Here is an 18,850-nt window from a genome sequence, read left to right as displayed (position 1 = left end):
ACTGATTTTGTGAAATTTAATAAAAATTAAAAACGTGAATTCGAGCCTCCATTTTAGTAAAAATTCTAAAAACAAAAACGTCTTATTTTTTCGGTATCTCTTTCAAAATCTCCAAAACAAAATTCCAATATTTTTGAACAGATGATATTTGAGCGCGCTCGTCTGGAGAGTGAGCACCTTTAATATTTGGACCGAAACTTATCATATCCATATCTGGATAATTTTGTCCAAGAATACCACATTCTAATCCTGCATGGCAAGCAGCTACATGCGGTTTTTCGCCGTTTAAATCTTCATAAAGTTTTTCCATAACTTTTAGAATTGGAGAATCCATATTTGGTGTCCACCCTGGATAATCTCCAGAACAATCAACCTCACAACCGGTTAACTCAAAAGTTGAGCGTAGTGTATTTGCTAAGTCTACTTTAGAACTCTCTACCGATGATCTCACTAAGCATCCAATTTTAACCTTACCATTTTTAACGATTACGCGGGCTACATTGTTTGATGTCTCCACTAATTCCGGAATATCGGCACTCATTCTATACACGCCGTTTAAAGCAGCATATATGGCTCTTGTTAAGCCTTCTTGCACACCTAAGTCCATGATTTTTTCTGGAGTATCTATTTTAGAAACTGTAATTTCTAAATCGGGTTCCATAGTCCTTAATTCCTTTTTTATTGTGGTAGACTGTAATGCCATTTCTAATAGAAAAGCATCTTCATGAATAGCATCAATAGCGACAATAGCATTGCTTTCTCTTGGAATGGCGTTTCTTAAACTTCCACCATCAATTTCAGAAATTCGTAATCCGAAGTTTTCAAAACCATCAAACAACACGCGGTTCATTATTTTATTGGCATTACCTAAACCTTCGTGAATTTGCATTCCTGAATGTCCGCCTTGTAAACCTTTCACAGCAACTTTATAACCTATTTTAAATTCTGGAGTTTCTTCTTCTTGGTAAGTTCTTGTTGCCGTAACATCAATACCACCTGCACAGCCTACGCCTATTTCGTCATCTTCTTCGGTATCTAAATTTAACAGAATTCCTCCAGAAAGCAAACCGCCTTTTAATCCCATAGCTCCTGTCATTCCTGTTTCTTCATCTATTGTAAATAAAGCTTCGATTGCTGGATGCGGAATATCTGTACTTTCTAGAATAGCCATAATGGTGGCAACGCCTAAACCATTATCTGCGCCTAAGGTTGTTCCTTTTGCTTTTACCCAATCGCCTTCAACGAACATCTCGATACCTTGCGTATCGAAATCGAAAACGGTATCACCATTTTTTTGATGTACCATATCTAAATGCGATTGCATAACTACAGTTGTTCGGTCTTCCATGCCCGTAGTTGCAGGCTTTTTAATAATAACATTACCAACCTCGTCCTCAATGGTTCCTAAACCTAAGTTTTTACCGAAATCTTTCATAAATGCAATAACGCGTTCTTCTTTTTTTGAAGGTCGTGGTACAGCGTTTAAATCGGCGAATTTATTCCAAAGGGCTTGTGGTTGTAGTTGTCTTATATCTGAATTCATGATGCAATTTTATTGTTGTTTCAAAGGTAGCAAAAATAGACAGAATTTGGCAGTTACTCCTGATTGAAACGGCATCCTTTTTTTGAGGCACGAAAAAAAAAGATATAGTGGAAAGCAGGAAGAAACCTTAATAGATTTACAACTACCATAGGGTACAAATTTTTATTACTTTTGATATATGCTGAAAAAGAAAAAAACGATTATTGCGTTATCACTAATTCCGCAATTTTTATTAATAAAATTACTTGCTAATTACCCTGAGTTTGTTGAGCAATACTACAGTAATGGCTTATACCCTATAATTTCTAAAATTTTAAGGTTTACATTGGGTTGGTTGCCGTTTTCGTTTGGAGATTTAGTGTATACTTTTGCTGGAATTTATATAATAAGATGGTTTTACAAAAACAGAAAACGTTTACGAAAAGACACTAAACATTGGCTGATAGATATTTTTGCCGCAGTTGCAATAATTTATGGTGCGTTTCATTTATTTTGGGGTTTAAATTACCACCGTTTGCCGTTACATAAAAGTTTGAATTTAGAGCGTGATTATACTACGGAACAGTTAGTAAATACAACTAAAGCATTGATAGAGAAATCGAATAATTTGCATGCCGAACTTTCTATTAATGACACAATAAAAGTTGATATACCGTTTAGTAAATCTGAAATTTTTAAAATGACACATTCGGGATATGATAATTTAATGGATCGTTTTCCGCATTTTAAATACCACCCAGTAAGTTTAAAAAAATCGCTATACAGTTACCCGCTAACCTATATGGGTTTTAGCGGTTATTTAAATCCGTTGACTAATGAAGCGCAGGTTGATGGTTTAATTCCTACTTTTAAATACACTACAACATCGGCACATGAAATTGCTCACCAATTAGGCTATGCTGCCGAAAACGAGGCTAATTTTATTGGTTTTATGGCAACAACAAGTAACGATAATATTTATTTTAAATACACAGGCTATACCTTTGCTTTACGCTTTTGCTTGAATGAAATTTATAGGCGAGATGAGGCTCTTTATGAAAACATAATTGAGACCGTTAATACTGGGATTTTAAAAAACTATAAAGAGGTTCGAGATTTTTGGGAGGCTCATGAAAACCCTGTTGAACCTTTTTTTAAAATATTTTATGGTAATTTTTTAAAAGCCAATAAACAAAGTAAAGGTATGCAGAGTTACAATTATGTGGTGGCGCTAGTTGTTAATTACTATGAAAACACCCTTTAACGCTTTATAATTAAGGCTCGTAATATTAAGCCTTTGTTAATTGTTAAACATTTCCCATTCTTTCTGTAATGTTTTAAAAATTTGTATTTTAGATCACTTAAACGGATTGACGTTATGAAACCAGTATTAATAATTCTTGCTCTTTTTTTGTGTAATCAATCATTTTCACAACAAATTAATAATGAAGATACTGAGCTTCCTGCATTAATTACATTGAAATATCCTAATATTAAAGAAGCCTTAATCAAAAAAAATAGTTTGAATAATGACTCTTTTTTATTTCTTGATACAAACAGTTCGCTAAGCACAAATTTCACTAAAGAAAATGGGCGACATATAAATAGGAATTTTGCATTTGCGACCTCAGAAAAAATAATTCTTAGCAAAGAATTGCTAAAAATTACACATAGATATCCTGGTGATGGCAGTAACTTAGTTATTGATGCAAAAGGTTTATTGGTGCCTTAAACCAATTATCATTTTAAATAACCCATAAATAACAATTAGTATTAATCTACAATAGATGCTCCTGCTGGTGCTTCAAAAAATTCTGATTTTGGCTTTTCTTTTGAGACCTTAATATTAATGAATTGAGTTTCTCCTTTTGCAGTTGTAGGTTTATTATTTTCATAATTATAACTCACTATCGTTTCTGGCAATAATAATCCGTTTACTTCTTGCCAATTGTTATAACGTCTAAAATGCAATTCTTTTCCTTTTTCTTTAGAGAAGAATGTTACCGTATAGCCCAACCATTCCATCTTATACGTTTCTGGATTATAATACAAAACATACTCATCTTCTGATGATTCTCCTATACCGTTTTCATAAGAAATATTAATTCCAGGATATGTTACACCTTCAAAAACTAATGGTTCTGCATTTTTGTAAATAATACCGTCATCAGCTAAAATAAATGGCATTGCATAAAAATAAAACATCAGGTTGTAGTAAAATCGTGGATTACCTCCATATTTTTTATAAGCCTCTTCACCTTTGTTTTTTAACCAAACATTTTCACCATCAAAACCAATCGTGTGTTTTGGCATTTCAATAAGTGATTTTCTATTTCTTAGATCTGTTGTAGTTACTTCGTTACCACCTTTTTTAGGCATTGTGAATTCTAAAAATCGCATAGTGTTCCAATTATCTAAACCACCGTGAGCATCAAATACTTTTGTAATGTTTTCTGGATAAATGCTTGTTGTTATATCTAGGTTTTCTTCAGAATAATCTACTGTTAGTGTTGTTTTGTTTTTACAAGAAAACATTGAAATCGCTAAAACTAATAGAATGATTTTTTTCATAAGTAATTTTATAAGATTTTAGTCTTTGACGAAGTTAGTGGAATATAATTACACAAAAAAGCTTCAGAAAACATCTGAAGCTTTTAATTTTATTTTAATAACGCTTTATTTTACAACAAGCTTTTGTGTGGTCTCTGAATCACCATCATTAACTTTAATAAAATACAAGCCTTTTGATAGTTTAGAAACATCTAATTTTACTGAGGCATCAGTAACCGTTTTAGTTTTTGCGTAAACAGGTTTTCCTTGAATATCATAAATATTAATTTTTAATGAGCTATTACTGTTTATATTGAAATTCAATGAAATAAAATGACTTGTTGGATTGGGAAATATTGAAAACATGGTATTAGCAACATAAGTATTTGATAATGTTGATGCTTCCGTAAACTCTGTTTCAAAAGTATTAGTAATTACTGCTGGGTTAAAATCGAAATAAATTTCGGCAGTATTTGGTATAATATCTCCAACAGAATAACCAGTCATTGGTTTTATTTTATAATACACATAGCCATGACTTGCAGGCTCGTCCATATCTTCACTTGGTAAATGAATATCATCAAACTGCCAGTTTAATTGATTATCTGTTCTTGTAAACACATTATTATGACTAGAACTTAGCATTTGAATGGTTGATTTATCTAATCGAGAATCTAAAGTATTATCAATAGATACATTTATTGCATCAGCAGTACCAACATTTTGAAATCTAACGGTGTAATATAAATAGTCTTCAGAATTAAAATTCTCATGAAGGATTTCTGGTCCGTGAGATTCAGCAATATCGTTAGGGTCATAAGAACCGATAACGATTTCAGAAAGTGTTGATGCGTTGTTTTCAACGTTTAAATCGTTTACTGAATAGGTAGCTGTATTGGTTAATAATGTGCCTAAAGATGTTGAAATAGGCACAGTCATACTTATTGAAACCGATTCACTTTGGTTTGGTTGTAAATCAACAAAATCTAACACGAAACCTGTTGCCGTATAGGTTAATGTATTTCCGCCATCAACACCAGAAACATAATTAAAAAACACTAAATCATCAAAAGTAAATTGAACCGAACCTGAAGCAACTGGTGTAATGCCTTTATTTTGGATTACTAACCTATGTAAATAATCAAAACCAGGTCTTGGTGACTCATAAGCCACTAAATAAACAGCAATGTCATTACACGTATTTTCTGAGGTTATCGGGAAATTATAAATAACTTTATCGCCATTGGCAGCACTTACATCTTCAAAACTAGTGGTTGTAACTTCATAACAATCTGCATAATCTTCTAACAAACTATAGCTAATATCATAAGTATTTGTATCATCGTCACTTATTATAGTAAAACTACCTGTTGAAGCACTAACTTGATGTTGAATCCCATCATTATTTGCTTCATAAGTAAAAACGCCATTTGTAAATAGGTTTTCATTGGTTTCAAAAGTGCCGTTTGTATCCGCATCGTGAAATGCGTTTACTTCAATAACTCCTGAATTTGTACAGTCTTTAACTACTAAATCTAAAGTAGTTAATACAGCGCATCCTGTAATACTATTTTCAGCTCTAATGTATACAACTTCTGGATTTATAGAATTAGTATAATTAATTGGTAAAGAATTAATATTAATCAAAGCATCATTTTCAGTTTGATGATATGTAACTGAAATATTACTTGTAATTCTATCAAGAATCTGCATGTCGTTAGCACTTAAATCAAAAGTCTCTATTCCATCTCCAAGAGCATCATCACAAACTTCTAAAGGCGAAGGTTGAGTAATTTCTGGAGCTGGTAGGATATTGATACCAATCGATCCTACATTATAACATCCCAATGTATTTTCTGCTCTAAAATAGATTGTTTGCGGATTAGCTACATTAGTATATAACATAGGTAAATTATTAATACTAGCATCAGCATCAGTAATTGATGAATGATAAGAAATTGTTAAACCAGTTTGTCCATTTAAAATTTGAGCATCAATATTAGTTAAATCAAACTCAGCGACACCATCATTTGAACTATCATCACAGGTAATTAAATTTATTGAATTATTTATTGAGATTGAAGATACATACAGGTAAAATGAATTTACTTCAATATAGTTAGTATCTAAATCTTCTACACTAAAATATATTGTTTTGCTATCGGAAATATAACTTGAAGCATTAGCAATTTGATTGATTTGTGCATTGGCATCATTAAAAGTTTCATAATACTCAATTGAGTAATTACTTGGAGGCATACCACAAAAGACATTTACAGATGTTAAATCGAATGCTGCATAAACATCTTGATTATCATCACAAACCACTAGTGATGGTATTGAAGTTGATAATCTTTTAGTCTCAATAATATTTTCTGCTACTAGAAAAACAATAGTATCAGGAACAATTTTATTTGCTCTATAATAAATAGTTTGAGGGTTTTCTATATTTGGATATGCAGTTGGATTAGAAATTGGGTTCGTTTCATTATACATATCTGTTTCAGTTTCATAATATGTTATTGGATAGTAGTCTTCTGGGTTTCCTTTATCATCTCTACAAAAACTAATGAATGGAAAAGCCTCTGTTAAGTCTATTATTCCAAAACCATCTCCATCATTGTCACATGCATATTCTACAAAATACCCGCAAGGCGGTGGCGGCCCTTGTACCTGAGCAAATGAAAAAAGAGATATTAAAATGAATGCAACTAAGAGTAATTTTTGTTTCATAATTATGGTAAATTTGCAATAACAAACCTAGTAAATAATTGACTACAAAAATAATTTCCAGTTCGCAAAACCAATTTATTCGACAACTTGTTCAATTAAAAGACAAGTCGCGCGAGCGTAAAAAAACAGGAACGTTTTTAATTGAAGGTGTTCGTGAGGTATCTTTAGCTTTGAAAGGTAATTATCAGGTTGAAACCATTTTATTTTATCCTGAATTGTTTCCTGCTGAAAAACTTAATGATTTGGTTTCTGAAACTGCAAACGCAATTGAAGTTTCAAAAGAGGTTTATGAAAAATTAGCATACAGGTCGACTACTGAAGGGTTGTTGGCTGTTGCTAAGTCAAAAGACAATCATTTATCTGATTTAAGTTTCAAAAATGACAATCCATTAGTTTTAGTCGCCGAAGCTCCAGAAAAACCAGGTAATATTGGTGCGATATTAAGAACTGCCGATGCTGCCAATGTAGATGCTGTTATTATAGCTAATCCAAAAACCGATTTATACAACCCAAATATAATTCGCTCTAGCGTAGGCTGCGTTTTTACAAACCAAATAGCCACAGGAAGCACCTCTGAAATTATTGAGTTTTTAAAAACAAAAAGCATTAATATATACGCTGCTATTTTGCAGGAATCTGTTGATTATCACACACAAGATTTCACAAAACCAACGGCCATTGTTGTTGGCACAGAAGCTACAGGTTTAAGCCAAGAATGGCGCAAAAATGCTACAAAAAACATTATTATACCCATGCAAGGTGAAATTGATTCTATGAATGTATCGGTTGCTGCTGGAATTTTAATTTTTGAAGCTAAAAGACAACGCGATTTTAATTAATTTTGCTTAAAAAATATTCTAACTTAAAAAACACACATGAAAAGAACTTTACTTTTAGCTTTTTTACTAATCAATTATTTAGGGAACACACAAAATTTAGTTTCCAATGGAAACATGGAGGTTTTCAGTTCTCCTACAAGCACGCCTACAGGATGGTCTTCATCTAGTGATTTTGGCGATTTTAATCAAAACACTACAGACTTTACTGAAGGTGCAAGTAGTGTTGAGTTTACAGCAGAATTTAGTGATTTAATGATGTTTACAACAGTAGACATCCCTCTTGAAGCTGGAAAAACTTACACCATCATGTATAGCTACAAATATTTGGGAAATAATTTTGATTCTAACGACAATATAGAATTTAGCTTTTATTCAGCTACAGCACCATTTCTTCATGGCACTAATGTTCAAGATAATAACTGGAATACCGTTACAACTCAATTTATACCAACAGAAACAAAATCTGATTTTGAAGCCACCATTAGAGTAACTCCAGCCGAATCTGGTCCTGATTTTAATTACAAAGTACTTATTGATGATGTACAGGTTTTTGAAGCTGCACCATTATCGACCATATCTTTTAATTTAGAAGATAATATCAGCATCTATACTTCGCCATACAAACAACTTAAAATTGACACATTTGCTGATATAGAAATATTAGATGTTGCTGCCTACTCTATTTTAGGCCAGAAACAAAAATTAACAGCTAACACACAAGACCTAACAGCTTTTAATTTAAGCAGCTATTCTTCTGGAGTATATATTTTAAAAATAGTAACAAATAAAGGTGGCTTAACAAAAAGGGTGCTTCTTAAATAATTGAAATTTAAAAACTTAGAATAATACTTATGGATGCAAAAAGTCTTTTTCACATCATTTTAATAATTATTATTCTAAGTTTTATTATCGATAAAGTCCTCGATGCCTTAAACGCAAAACACTATAATGATGTGCTTCCTGAGGACTTACAAGATGTTTATGATGATGCCGAATATAAGAAGTCGCAAAATTACAAAGCAACTAGATATAAATTTGGGTTATTAACCTCAACGTTTTCAGTGCTGTTAACCTTAGGCTTTTTATGGTTTGATGGTTTTGAGTTTATCGATAATATAGCCAGAGGCTATAGCCAAAACCCGATACTAATCGCATTGATTTTCTTTGGAATAATCATGATTGGTAGCGATATTTTAACCACACCTTTTTCTTATTACAGCACTTTTGTAATTGAAGAAAAATTTGGGTTTAATAAAACAACCGTAAAAACATTTTTTCTAGATAAAATTAAAGGTTGGCTCATGATGGCTATTGTTGGTGGTGGCATTTTAGCATTAATCATTTGGTTTTTCCAAGCAACAGGAAAACATTTTTGGTTGTATGCTTGGGCATTAGTTGCCGTTTTCACTTTGTTTATGAATATGTTTTATTCTAAACTCATTGTACCACTTTTTAATAAACAAACGCCTTTAGAAGAAGGTACTTTACGCGATAAAATTTCAGCATATGCAAAAACTGTTGGTTTTAAACTGGATAAGATTTTTGTGATAGATGGCTCCAAACGAAGCACCAAAGCAAACGCCTATTTTTCTGGTTTTGGAAGCGAAAAACGGGTAACACTCTATGATACGTTGATTAACGATTTAGATGATGAAGAAATTGTAGCAGTTCTTGCCCACGAAGTTGGCCATTACAAAAAGAAACACATTATTTTTAATTTGTTTGCTTCTATTCTACTAACAGGGCTAACCCTTTTTATTTTATCGTTGTTTATTTCGAATCCGTTATTATCGCAAGCTTTAGGAGTTGAAACGCCTAGTTTTCATATCGGATTAATTGCTTTTGGGTTACTCTACTCACCTATTTCTGAAATTACAGGTTTAATCATGAATCTGTTTTCTAGAAAGTTTGAATACCAAGCCGATGATTATGCTAAAAACACATACAAAGGTGAACCTTTGATTACCTCTCTTAAAAAACTCTCTAAAAATAGTTTGAGCAACTTAACACCACATCCCGCTTATGTTTTTATGCATTATTCTCATCCTACACTTTTGGAACGCATTGGGAATTTGAGGAAGTAAGCCAGAGTTTCTTTGTCATTTCGACGTTATGAGAAATCGCATAATTTTATCTCAAAAACACAGAAAACTTTTAAGCAAAAACATAATTAGTTCTTAATTGATACTTGACTTTGTAAAAATTTTCAACTACATTCGTTTAACGTTGGATATAAAACATTTTATATCCGCGGAACATTGTGCTTAATTTAGCAAGATGTATTTTTAGACGAAAAAACCATTATGAAAAAGGAAAATTTGCTTTTAGTATTATGGATAATTTTTGGATTTACTTTTATCCAAGCTGTTGACTCAATATTAAATTTAATAATTATTTTAATTCATATTTTTCAAGTTCATTTTGGATTTAAACCATTATTTATTAATATTTTCACTCCTATAATTTCATTTTTTTTGTACATAGGAACTTCAATATTTTTATTAAAAAAATTAAAATACAATTCAATATCTCAAGGAATATATTTGACCAGATTTCCAAAAAATAAATTTATAATATTACTATTGATTGCTATAATTTCAACCTGGATTATGAAATTTGGGACTGATATCTGTTGGCCTTATTTGATTGATAAAGATTATGAAATAAAAGTTTATTATGAAACATGTCCTTGGAGGAATTTAAGTCTTATAATCTCGAAATTTATAACGATAATATTATTATTCGTAATTTTTTTTAGAAAACTAAAGAGTTTAGAGCAAATAAAAAACTAAGCACAACACCGTGTAAAAAACATTGCTTTTTTTAGTTTATCCGTTTGGTCGTTGCTTTGTTTGCTAGCATCTGATTTTCCTTCGGAAAATCCTCGCACACAAACACGCAACTTTCCTTATACATAAACGTTAAACGAACTTCCCAAAAAAACAAATTAAACTTATTAGTTAGCAGAAACCGCGTTAACGATTGAACGGCATGTTTGAAATCCTTTTTGCTTTTTCGGCAAAAAGATTGAGTAGTAAAAACGTGTTAAAACCTGCCTCCCGGCAGGCAGGCGCTAAAAATAAAAAAAATCCAAATAATAGTGTATCTTTGCGCCTTGAAACTCAAGAAGAGTTTAAATTCCTCAGAGTGAGGATGTGTTACTGGAGGTTTAGGTTAGTATGTCGATTCGCTTCTTTATGTAACACTACATAATTAAATCGCATACATAAAAACAAGAATGAGCACATTCCAAGATTTAGGTCTGAATGACGACCTATTGCAAGCAATTACAGATTTAGGATTCGAAAAGCCTAGTGAGGTTCAAGAAAAAGCAATCCCAATTTTATTAGAATCTGAAACCGATTTAGTGGCATTAGCCCAAACCGGAACAGGTAAAACGGCGGCCTTTGGTTTCCCTATGTTAGAAAAAATTGATGTTGCTAGCAGAACTACACAAGGTTTAATTTTATCGCCTACTAGAGAGCTTTGTTTACAAATTACCAACGAGATGAAATTGTATGGTAAATATTGTAAAGGCCTTAATGTAGTAGCCGTTTACGGTGGTTCTAGTATTACAGACCAAGCCAGAGATATTAAACGTGGCGCACAAATTATTGTGGCGACTCCAGGACGAATGAAAGATATGATTAACCGCAGACTGGTTGATATTTCTAAAATCCAATATTCGGTTTTAGATGAGGCCGATGAGATGTTAAACATGGGGTTTAAAGAAGATATTACAGGTATTCTTTCGCACACACCAGATGATAAAAACACATGGTTGTTTTCTGCAACTATGCCAAGAGAAGTTTCTAGAATTGCTAAAAACTTTATGGAAAACCCACAGGAAATTACTGTTGGTAATAAAAATGAAAGTACAAGTAACGTATCTCACGAATACTATTTAGTTAATGCAAGAGATCGTTACCAAGCATTAAAGCGTTTAAGTGATGCCAATCCAGATATATTTTCGGTTATATTTTGTAGAACAAAACGTGATACTCAAAAAGTAGCTGAAAAATTAATTGAAGATGGTTATAGCGCTGGTGCTTTACACGGCGATTTAAGTCAAAATCAACGTGATATTGTAATGAAATCGTTTAGAAACAAACAAATACAAATGCTTGTTGCGACCGATGTTGCTGCACGTGGTATTGATGTTGATGATATTACACACGTAATAAACTACCAATTGCCAGACGAAATTGAAACCTACACACACCGTTCTGGTAGAACTGGTCGTGCTGGTAAAACAGGTGTTTCGATGGTGATTGTTTCTAAAAGTGAGGTTCGTAAAATAAAAAGCATTGAGCGTATTATAAAGCGCCAATTTGATAAAAAGGAAATTCCTGATGGAGCCGATATTTGCGAAGTACAACTTATGTCGCTTGCAAATAAAATACACAACACAGAAATTAACCACGAAATTGATAAACACTTAGATAACATTAACGCGTTATTTGCCGATACGAATAAAGATGAATTGATTAAAAAATTCTTCTCGGTTGAGTTTACGCGTTTCTACAATTATTACCAAAAATCTAAAAACTTAAATATAGCCGAAGGCTCTTATGATAGTGGTCGTGAAGGCGGACGCGATTTTAGAGGCGGCAAAAACGATTCTACACGTTACTTTATTAACGTTGGTGGTAAAGATGGTTTTGACTGGATGTCTTTAAAAGACTTCTTAAAAGAGCAATTAGGTCTTGGTAGAGACGATGTATTTAAGGTGGAAACCAAAGAAAGTTTCTCTTTCTTTAATACAGAAAACGAATTAAAAGAGAAAGTATTAGCGCATTTTACCGACTTTAAACACGAAGGTCGTTTTGTAAATGTTGAAGTATCTGAAAACCGTGGCGGAGGAAGACGTAACGATAGACGTGGTGGCGGTAGACGCGACGGCGGAAAAAGACGTGACGACAGACGTGGCGGTAAACGTGATGATGATAGAAGAGGCGCATCTTCTGGAAACAGAAGTGATAGACGTAGAAGCGACAGAAACGACGGAGGTTCTAAATCAAGACGCTCAGATTCTAGCGATTTTGGGAGTTCAAGACCAAGACGTTCTAGGAGATAGTTTTAAAAAACCTTGATATTTTGTATCAAGAATACCTATAAAAATTGTTATTCCCATGAAAATGGGAATTAAACTTTTTTGTTAATTTTAAGTCAAAATATAACATTACGGCAGTAATTGCCGTTTTGTTTATTACTTTTGGTAAGGATTTTAAGCCTATGAAAAATTATATTTTACTTTTTACCTTTCTACTAACTTCTGCTATTGGTATAGCACAAGATGCAGAAAAGGTTTTAGGTGTTATAATTAATTCGGCCGACGATTCTCCTCTAGAAAGTGTAAACATTGTTAACCTTAATCAAGTTAAGGGTACCACAACAAACAAGCAAGGCGAGTTTGAAATTGTTGCTAAAGCAAACGATACCATTCATATTTCGTATCTAGGATTTAAATCTATTAAAGTTCGCGTTACTAATGACTGGCTAAAATTTGGAAGCTCTAAAATCGCCCTTACCGAATTGGCCCTAGCACTAGAAGAAGTGGTTGTAAACCAACTAAACCTTACGGGCTATTTAGAAGTAGATATTAAGCAAGTACCAGACATTAACACCAATTACCGTTATAGCATTTCTGGCCTGCAAGGCTCTGGTTACGAAGCCAGTAAAAAATCTGGACTAACCAAGGTTATTGGTTCTATATTTAACCCAGCAGATTTCCTGCATCGTATGTTTGGTAAAAAGCCAAACGAGCTTCGTAAGCTTAAAAAAATGAAGCAAGACGATGAAATTAGAAACCTATTAGCCTCGCGTTTCGATCGTGAAATGCTCATTGTTTTATTACAAGTAGAGCGTGTAGATTTAGACGAAATTGTGAGCCAATGTAACTACTCAAAAGGTTTTATTCAAACCGCAAACGATCTTCAAATACTCGATGCCATTAGCGAATGCTACGAAGAGTATAAAGTGCTTAGCCACGGTAGAAGTAGAAAAATTTAAAAGTAGAATTGATATAGTTATTTAGGCGTTACCAAACCCTTCGTCTGCGCTCAGGACAGGCGGTCGGGCTATCCATTTCAATCCCTGCCTACCGGCAGGCAGGCCTAACGCAATTAGCTAGTTACTTTCATAAAAGCGTTCAATAATCTCATCATAACTTTTAATAGTCTTTTTACACCAATCTAAACGCTTCTTAGCCATTTCCTCTTCGCTTAATTGCCAATTAATATCAGACTGTTTTAGTTTTGTAGTTACATGCTGTAAAATAATTGCCGCCGAAACCGATATGTTTAAACTTTCGGTAAAACCAACCATTGGTATTTTTAAAAAGCTATCCGCTTCATCTAAAACTTCTTTAGATAGGCCTTCGGTTTCTCGTCCAAAGAAAAAACAAGACTTTTTAGTAACATCAAAATCATGTAGTTCGCAATCATTTGTATGAGGTGTAGTAGCTACAATTTGATAACCTTTATGTTTTAAATCTTTAATACAATCCTTAACCGAATGGTAGCGATTTAAATCCACCCATTTTTGAGCACCCATAGCAATTTCTCCGTCAATACTTTTCGAGTTTTGCTCTTCAATAATATTTAGCTCTTGTATACCAAATACATCGCAACTGCGCATTACCGCACTAGTGTTATGTAGTTGATATACATCTTCTGTAGCTACTGTAAAATGTTTGGTACGTTGTGATAATACGTTTCCAAAACGTTCTAGTCTGTGTTCTGTTAAATACGTTTCTAAATGCTCTAGGAGTTTTAAATCAATCATATGCTTCAAAATTAAGAAAGTTTTTTATCACTTAGAGAAATAATGAATACTTAGTATCTTTGAATAGATTCACACAATAACGAGAATAAAAATCAAAAATAATGAAACACATAGTTGTACTAACTGGCGCCGGCATGAGTGCCGAAAGCGGCATTAAAACCTTTAGAGATGCAGATGGTTTATGGGAAGGACACGATGTTATGGAAGTTGCTACTCCGCAAGGTTTTGCTGCAAATCCAGAATTGGTTTTAGATTTTTATAATCAACGTAGAAGGCAATTGTTTGAAGTTGAACCAAATCAAGCACATTTTGATTTGGCCAACTTAGAAACCGATTACAAAGTTACCATAGTAACCCAAAATGTAGACGACTTACACGAACGTGCAGGAAGCAAAAACGTAATGCATTTACATGGCGAATTACTAAAAGTAAGAAGTACCAATAATGATAACGACATACAAACTTGGAAAACAGATTTAGTGTTAGGTGATGTTTGCCAAAACGGTCACCAGCTGCGCCCGCATATTGTTTGGTTTGGAGAAGATGTGCCTATGATTGAAAAAGCAGTAGGTGTTTGCGAAACGGCAGATATTTTAGTTATCATTGGAACTTCTATGCAGGTATATCCTGCTGCTAGCTTAATACATTATGTGCCAGAACACACTCCAACTTATTTTATTGACCCAAAACCGAGTATAGCTAGTAAGATTAATTTAACGGTTATTGCAGATACAGCAACTATTGGCGTTAAAAAAATGATAGCGTTATTAAATAACTAGCTTCTGGCGTATTTTTAACTGAAATTTGTCAATTCGAGTGAATTTTACTCATTTTTATGAGTCAAATTTGTATCGAGAATCAAATTTTAGGGTTTTAAATCTGTTCTTGATAAGATTTTCTATCAAAAATCACTCGAACTGACATTCAATTTTATATCATAACTCAAAATGCACAACAAATTCATCTTCATAAATTTACCTCAAATATTATAGCTTTATTAATACGTAATTAATAAAAATATATTTGCATTTCTATATGCTTATAAAGCCTATCTTCGCGCACTCTTAAAAAATACAAAAAGATGAAGCGCATTAATGAGTACAAGAAATTGTTTGAAGTAGACCAAGACATGAGTTTGAAATTTCTTAAAAAGAAATACAGAAACTTGGTAAAGGAATGGCACCCAGACAAATTTCAAGCTGGCGATGATAAAGCTGTTGAAGCAGAATTAAAAAGCCGACAAATTATTGATGGATATCACTTTTTAGTGAGTATCGCTCCAGAAACTAAAGATGCGAATCTTGAAGAGTTCAACCAAACCATTTCAACAACTATAATGGACTGGCAACACAAAGGCTTAGTTTTAGAAGTTACTTTTTTAAATGGAGATACTTACGAGTTTTTTGGAGTAAACAAAGCGCTATATATTAAGTTTTCTCAATCGGATAAACAAAATCGTTTTGGTAAACGAAATATCTTCAACACCTATACATCTCGAAAAATTAAGAAAAAGGAGGTTCAAGCTTAATTTAACGCCCGTTTTAATCAACGCGTTTTAAATCTAAATCATGGAAATCGAAACTAAAATCTATATTAGGTGAAATCCCTTTTATTTTAATACGTTCTGCATTGCCAAATTCATCTAGAGAAAAAGTAACAAAAGCATCTGCATTCATATCTTGATACTCCCATTTAACAGCAAAGGTTTCATCTTCATAACGTTTTAAAGGACCATTTAATTTAGGTGAGCGATGAAACTTAAGCCACAACTGGTCCCCGTTCATAAATACTTCGCCAGTTCCAAACCAACTATCTTTATATAAACCAACATACTTCTTAGTATCGATAGGTTTCGCTTTTAAACTATCAACTCTTTTCCACACTTTATCAGTTATAACATCACCTCGACTTCCTCTTTTCTTTAGATAATCTGAATATTTATCAATCCACTTGAAATCATCCATTTCAAAATACATATCCAAAATAGTTTGAGAAACAGAAGAAAACAAACCACCACCATCGTCACTAGTATTGGTTAGGATGACCATGCCTAAATCCATATCTGGTATTAAAATAGTTTGTGACAGCATACCAGGTAAACCACCAGTATGTTCAACCTTCATACTACCCTTAACATCAGATAAAAACCAACCTAAACCATAACCAGAAAAATGGGAGTTATATCGTGGATTCTTATCTACTCCCATGACGGTATGGATTTTCCACATTTCATTGTGATTTGCAGCGGTAAACAATTCTTTTTCCTTATCCAAACCATACTTTCCTGCATTTAAGTGTAACAACATCCATTGACATAAATCATCCACATTTGAAAAAAATGCCTCCAGCAGCACCATTCATCATCTCTTTAAAAGTAGGGATTACCTGTATTTTACCAGCTTCATTCTTATGCGAAGCAGATAAATTTGAAGTATCTTTTATATCATCTAGAGAAGAAAATGTATTGTCCATTCCTAAAGGTTTAAGAATTCATGTTTTAGTAAATGCTTCCCAAGTCATGCCGCTTTTTCTAGCAATTAATTCACCTGCAACAATGTACAATAGATTATCGTAATCCCATTTTGTTCGAAAAGCAGAAGATGATTTGAAATGTTGAAAGCTTGAAAGCAAGTCATTAATTGTAAAATCAGTTCCATCAGGAAAAACCATTAAATCTCCCATACCTAAAGGTAACCCACTACGATGTGTAACTAAATCCAGTATGTTAAAATTATCTTCAACATACTCATTGTACATTGTAAATTCTGGGATATGGTCTTTAACTTTATCTAACCAATCAATTTTACCTTCTTCAACTAAAATGGCTAATCCGGCAGTAACAAATGCTTTACTATTTGATGCAATTGCGAATTGTGTGTGCTTATTAACAGGTTCATTCGTTTCAATAGATTTCACACCATAACCTTTACTATGAATAATTTTGCCATCCTTAACTACAGCAACAGCAGTTCCAGCAACATTAAATTTTGTCATAGCGTAATTAACTATAGAATCGATTTGCTGTGAAGTTACTTGCGCATGTATACTACTATAACTTAACAACAAGACAACTAATATACTTACTGTATAAAATTTTAAAGATTTCATATGAAATAGGAAAGGGTTAATTGACATTTAAACGCTAATAAAGATAATTAATTCTTGTTCTTTTCTTCAATCCACCTGCTCATAAATTTTGTGCTTTGGAATGCATGATGCTGAAGCATTTGCCCTGTAAAGTTATTGAGTCGGTGTTTATTAAGGTGTTCTGAAGTTTCTTTAAGTCGGTTTATAAAGCTGTCTTGTTGTTCGTTTTTATTAAAACGTAGGTTTACAATTTTAAAACCATTTTGTTGCTTAGACTCCCAAAGTGGTTCATCTTGAAATAATTGGATTGCTTTCTCTACAAATACATCGGGGTTATCTGCAATAAAACCGTTAGCATTTAAATCACCAAACATCCCTTCTGCCCCAATGCTTGTTGTTACACATGGCACTCCGTTTTTCATAGCGTCAATAAGCTTTCCTTTCAAACCTGCACCAAAACGAATGGGTGCTAAACATACTTTTGCGTGTTGCATCACTTCATTTACATCTTCAGCAAATCCTTTAATCAAAAATCCTTGTTTATCATTATGTAATTGATTCACTTTTTGTGACGCATAGGCGCCATAAATGTGTAATTCTGCTTTTGGCAACTGTTTTCTAATTAATGGCCAAATGGTTTCTTTTAAATACAAAACAGCATTATAATTGGGTTCATGCAAAAAATTCCCAATCGTTATAAAGTGATTTCTATTTTCAAATTTTGGTAGTGATTGTATTTCCTCTTTAGAAATTGGATTCATCATAAAAGGCGAATACAACAAAATTGATTCATCAACTTTAAATTGATTTTTTAGAATATCCATTTCAACTTCAGAAATAATTAAGGTTAAATCACTTCTATATACACTAGCAATTTCTCGTTTTGCAATGTCGCTAAACAAGTAGCCTTCATCAAAAGTTTTATTATCCTTAAACGCTTGCTGCCTGCCTTTACGCAAACCATGTAAATCTTCAGTATCTAAAACCTTTAAAGCATTTGGACATTGTTCTGTAACGCGCCATCCAAATTGTTCTTCCATCATAAAACGATCAAAAAGCACAACATCCGGGTTCAAGGTTTTAACATAATCATCAAAAGATCCATTATTTAATTCAATAGCAACTTGAGACACATTTATACTTTCTAAGTTAAATGCGTTATCACTTTTAGCACAAGGACTTGCAAATGTAATTTGATAATTTTCAGATTGAAAAACACCAATAAGCTGCATCATCCTACTACCAGCAGCCGAACTTTTAGGCTCTGGCCAAACAAAACCAATAATCAGTAATTTTTTCTCCATAAAATTTTAAAATCCTGCTTTCGCTTCCC

18 protein-coding genes are annotated in these 18,850 nt (G+C 32.9%); 10 read left to right on the top strand and 8 right to left on the bottom strand.

The features are described 5' to 3' along the window. Positions 1-82: 82 nt before the first annotated feature. Positions 83-1,543, bottom strand: a complete 1,461-nt coding sequence (locus tag SJY43_RS08495; protein WP_396600314.1) for an aminoacyl-histidine dipeptidase — start codon at positions 1,541-1,543, stop codon at positions 83-85. Between the two features lie 178 nt (positions 1,544-1,721). Here SJY43_RS08495 and SJY43_RS08490 point away from each other — a divergent pair, with 178 nt between their 5' ends. Both SJY43_RS08490 and SJY43_RS08485 read left to right on the top strand, forming a co-directional pair. Beyond that, positions 1,722-2,786: a DUF3810 domain-containing protein gene (locus tag SJY43_RS08490; protein WP_396600313.1), complete on the top strand. Its 1,065-nt coding sequence runs from the start codon at positions 1,722-1,724 to the stop codon at positions 2,784-2,786. 114 nt (positions 2,787-2,900) lie between these two features. Continuing rightward, positions 2,901-3,254 carry a hypothetical protein gene (locus SJY43_RS08485; protein ID WP_396600312.1) on the top strand — a complete coding sequence of 118 codons (354 nt, stop codon included), beginning with the start codon at positions 2,901-2,903 and terminating at the stop codon, positions 3,252-3,254. A 41-nt stretch (positions 3,255-3,295) separates the two neighbouring features. On the opposite strand, the gene SJY43_RS08480 is transcribed toward SJY43_RS08485, so the two are convergent. Together SJY43_RS08480 and SJY43_RS08475 are read right to left on the bottom strand one after the other, a co-directional pair. Continuing rightward, positions 3,296-4,093, bottom strand: coding sequence for a DUF6503 family protein (locus SJY43_RS08480; RefSeq protein WP_396600311.1), 798 nt, complete (start codon positions 4,091-4,093; stop codon positions 3,296-3,298). A 105-nt stretch (positions 4,094-4,198) separates the two neighbouring features. Beyond that, positions 4,199-6,805, bottom strand: a complete 2,607-nt coding sequence (locus SJY43_RS08475) for a T9SS type A sorting domain-containing protein (RefSeq protein ID WP_396600310.1) — start codon at positions 6,803-6,805, stop codon at positions 4,199-4,201. Between the two features lie 38 nt (positions 6,806-6,843). Here SJY43_RS08475 and SJY43_RS08470 point away from each other — a divergent pair, with 38 nt between their 5' ends. The 6 genes from SJY43_RS08470 (at position 6,844) to SJY43_RS08445 (ending at position 13,656) form a co-directional block, all read left to right on the top strand. After that, entirely contained in the window at positions 6,844-7,644 is an 801-nt protein-coding gene (locus SJY43_RS08470) for a TrmH family RNA methyltransferase (RefSeq protein WP_396600309.1), read from the top strand. A 36-nt stretch (positions 7,645-7,680) separates the two neighbouring features. Further along, positions 7,681-8,466, top strand: coding sequence for a T9SS type A sorting domain-containing protein (locus SJY43_RS08465; RefSeq protein ID WP_396600308.1), 786 nt, complete (start codon positions 7,681-7,683; stop codon positions 8,464-8,466). A gap of 29 nt (positions 8,467-8,495) precedes the next feature. Next, positions 8,496-9,728, top strand: coding sequence for a M48 family metallopeptidase (locus tag SJY43_RS08460; RefSeq protein ID WP_396600307.1), 1,233 nt, complete (start codon positions 8,496-8,498; stop codon positions 9,726-9,728). Positions 9,729-9,947: 219 nt separating this feature from the next. Continuing rightward, a complete protein-coding gene (locus tag SJY43_RS08455) occupies positions 9,948-10,436 on the top strand; it encodes a hypothetical protein (protein WP_396600306.1) in 489 nt (162 codons plus the stop codon). A gap of 446 nt (positions 10,437-10,882) precedes the next feature. Beyond that, positions 10,883-12,721: a DEAD/DEAH box helicase gene (locus tag SJY43_RS08450; RefSeq protein WP_396600305.1), complete on the top strand. Its 1,839-nt coding sequence runs from the start codon at positions 10,883-10,885 to the stop codon at positions 12,719-12,721. A 158-nt stretch (positions 12,722-12,879) separates the two neighbouring features. Further along, entirely contained in the window at positions 12,880-13,656 is a 777-nt protein-coding gene (locus tag SJY43_RS08445) for a carboxypeptidase-like regulatory domain-containing protein (RefSeq protein ID WP_396600304.1), read from the top strand. Between the two features lie 117 nt (positions 13,657-13,773). Here SJY43_RS08445 and SJY43_RS08440 read toward each other — a convergent pair whose 3' ends face one another. Further along, positions 13,774-14,430: a TrmH family RNA methyltransferase gene (locus tag SJY43_RS08440; RefSeq protein ID WP_396600303.1), complete on the bottom strand. Its 657-nt coding sequence runs from the start codon at positions 14,428-14,430 to the stop codon at positions 13,774-13,776. Between the two features lie 101 nt (positions 14,431-14,531). On the opposite strand from SJY43_RS08440, the gene SJY43_RS08435 reads away from it, so the two are divergent. Together SJY43_RS08435 and SJY43_RS08430 are read left to right on the top strand one after the other, a co-directional pair. Further along, a complete protein-coding gene (locus SJY43_RS08435) occupies positions 14,532-15,209 on the top strand; it encodes an SIR2 family NAD-dependent protein deacylase (protein WP_396600302.1) in 678 nt (225 codons plus the stop codon). Between the two features lie 302 nt (positions 15,210-15,511). After that, positions 15,512-15,958 (top strand): KTSC domain-containing protein, encoded by a 447-nt coding sequence (locus tag SJY43_RS08430; RefSeq protein ID WP_396600301.1) that lies wholly within the window; start codon positions 15,512-15,514, stop codon positions 15,956-15,958. A gap of 13 nt (positions 15,959-15,971) precedes the next feature. Here SJY43_RS08430 and SJY43_RS08425 read toward each other — a convergent pair whose 3' ends face one another. From SJY43_RS08425 to SJY43_RS08410, 4 genes are read right to left on the bottom strand one after another with little or no spacing between them, the layout of a single operon-like run. Further along, on the bottom strand, positions 15,972-16,757 hold the full coding sequence (locus SJY43_RS08425) for a DUF3471 domain-containing protein (protein WP_396600300.1): 786 nt from the start codon (positions 16,755-16,757) through the stop codon (positions 15,972-15,974). After that, positions 16,750-16,902 carry a hypothetical protein gene (locus SJY43_RS08420; protein WP_396600299.1) on the bottom strand — a complete coding sequence of 51 codons (153 nt, stop codon included), beginning with the start codon at positions 16,900-16,902 and terminating at the stop codon, positions 16,750-16,752. Before SJY43_RS08420 ends, SJY43_RS08425 begins: the two co-directional genes overlap by 8 nt. 18 nt (positions 16,903-16,920) lie before the next feature. Further along, on the bottom strand, positions 16,921-17,538 hold the full coding sequence (locus SJY43_RS08415) for a serine hydrolase domain-containing protein (RefSeq protein WP_396600298.1): 618 nt from the start codon (positions 17,536-17,538) through the stop codon (positions 16,921-16,923). Between the two features lie 47 nt (positions 17,539-17,585). After that, positions 17,586-18,821, bottom strand: coding sequence for a glycosyltransferase (locus SJY43_RS08410; RefSeq protein ID WP_396600297.1), 1,236 nt, complete (start codon positions 18,819-18,821; stop codon positions 17,586-17,588). Between the last annotated feature and the right edge of the window lie 29 nt (positions 18,822-18,850).

Origin of the sequence: Algibacter sp. R77976, assembly GCF_044594645.1 — a bacterium.
Classification (GTDB): Bacteria; Bacteroidota; Bacteroidia; order Flavobacteriales; family Flavobacteriaceae; genus Algibacter_B.
This window is presented reverse-complemented; position numbering and strand designations above follow the sequence as displayed.

Coding starts and splice junctions, on each gene's coding strand:
- SJY43_RS08495 (WP_396600314.1), bottom strand. CDS start 1,543: ATGAATTCAGATATAAGACAACTACAACCACAAGCCCTTTGGAATAAA.
- SJY43_RS08490 (WP_396600313.1), top strand. CDS start 1,722: ATGCTGAAAAAGAAAAAAACGATTATTGCGTTATCACTAATTCCGCAA.
- SJY43_RS08485 (WP_396600312.1), top strand. CDS start 2,901: ATGAAACCAGTATTAATAATTCTTGCTCTTTTTTTGTGTAATCAATCA.
- SJY43_RS08480 (WP_396600311.1), bottom strand. CDS start 4,093: ATGAAAAAAATCATTCTATTAGTTTTAGCGATTTCAATGTTTTCTTGT.
- SJY43_RS08475 (WP_396600310.1), bottom strand. CDS start 6,805: ATGAAACAAAAATTACTCTTAGTTGCATTCATTTTAATATCTCTTTTT.
- SJY43_RS08465 (WP_396600308.1), top strand. CDS start 7,681: ATGAAAAGAACTTTACTTTTAGCTTTTTTACTAATCAATTATTTAGGG.
- SJY43_RS08460 (WP_396600307.1), top strand. CDS start 8,496: ATGGATGCAAAAAGTCTTTTTCACATCATTTTAATAATTATTATTCTA.
- SJY43_RS08455 (WP_396600306.1), top strand. CDS start 9,948: ATGAAAAAGGAAAATTTGCTTTTAGTATTATGGATAATTTTTGGATTT.
- SJY43_RS08450 (WP_396600305.1), top strand. CDS start 10,883: ATGAGCACATTCCAAGATTTAGGTCTGAATGACGACCTATTGCAAGCA.
- SJY43_RS08445 (WP_396600304.1), top strand. CDS start 12,880: ATGAAAAATTATATTTTACTTTTTACCTTTCTACTAACTTCTGCTATT.
- SJY43_RS08440 (WP_396600303.1), bottom strand. CDS start 14,430: ATGATTGATTTAAAACTCCTAGAGCATTTAGAAACGTATTTAACAGAA.
- SJY43_RS08435 (WP_396600302.1), top strand. CDS start 14,532: ATGAAACACATAGTTGTACTAACTGGCGCCGGCATGAGTGCCGAAAGC.
- SJY43_RS08430 (WP_396600301.1), top strand. CDS start 15,512: ATGAAGCGCATTAATGAGTACAAGAAATTGTTTGAAGTAGACCAAGAC.
- SJY43_RS08420 (WP_396600299.1), bottom strand. CDS start 16,902: ATGGACAATACATTTTCTTCTCTAGATGATATAAAAGATACTTCAAAT.
- SJY43_RS08415 (WP_396600298.1), bottom strand. CDS start 17,538: ATGAAATCTTTAAAATTTTATACAGTAAGTATATTAGTTGTCTTGTTG.
- SJY43_RS08410 (WP_396600297.1), bottom strand. CDS start 18,821: ATGGAGAAAAAATTACTGATTATTGGTTTTGTTTGGCCAGAGCCTAAA.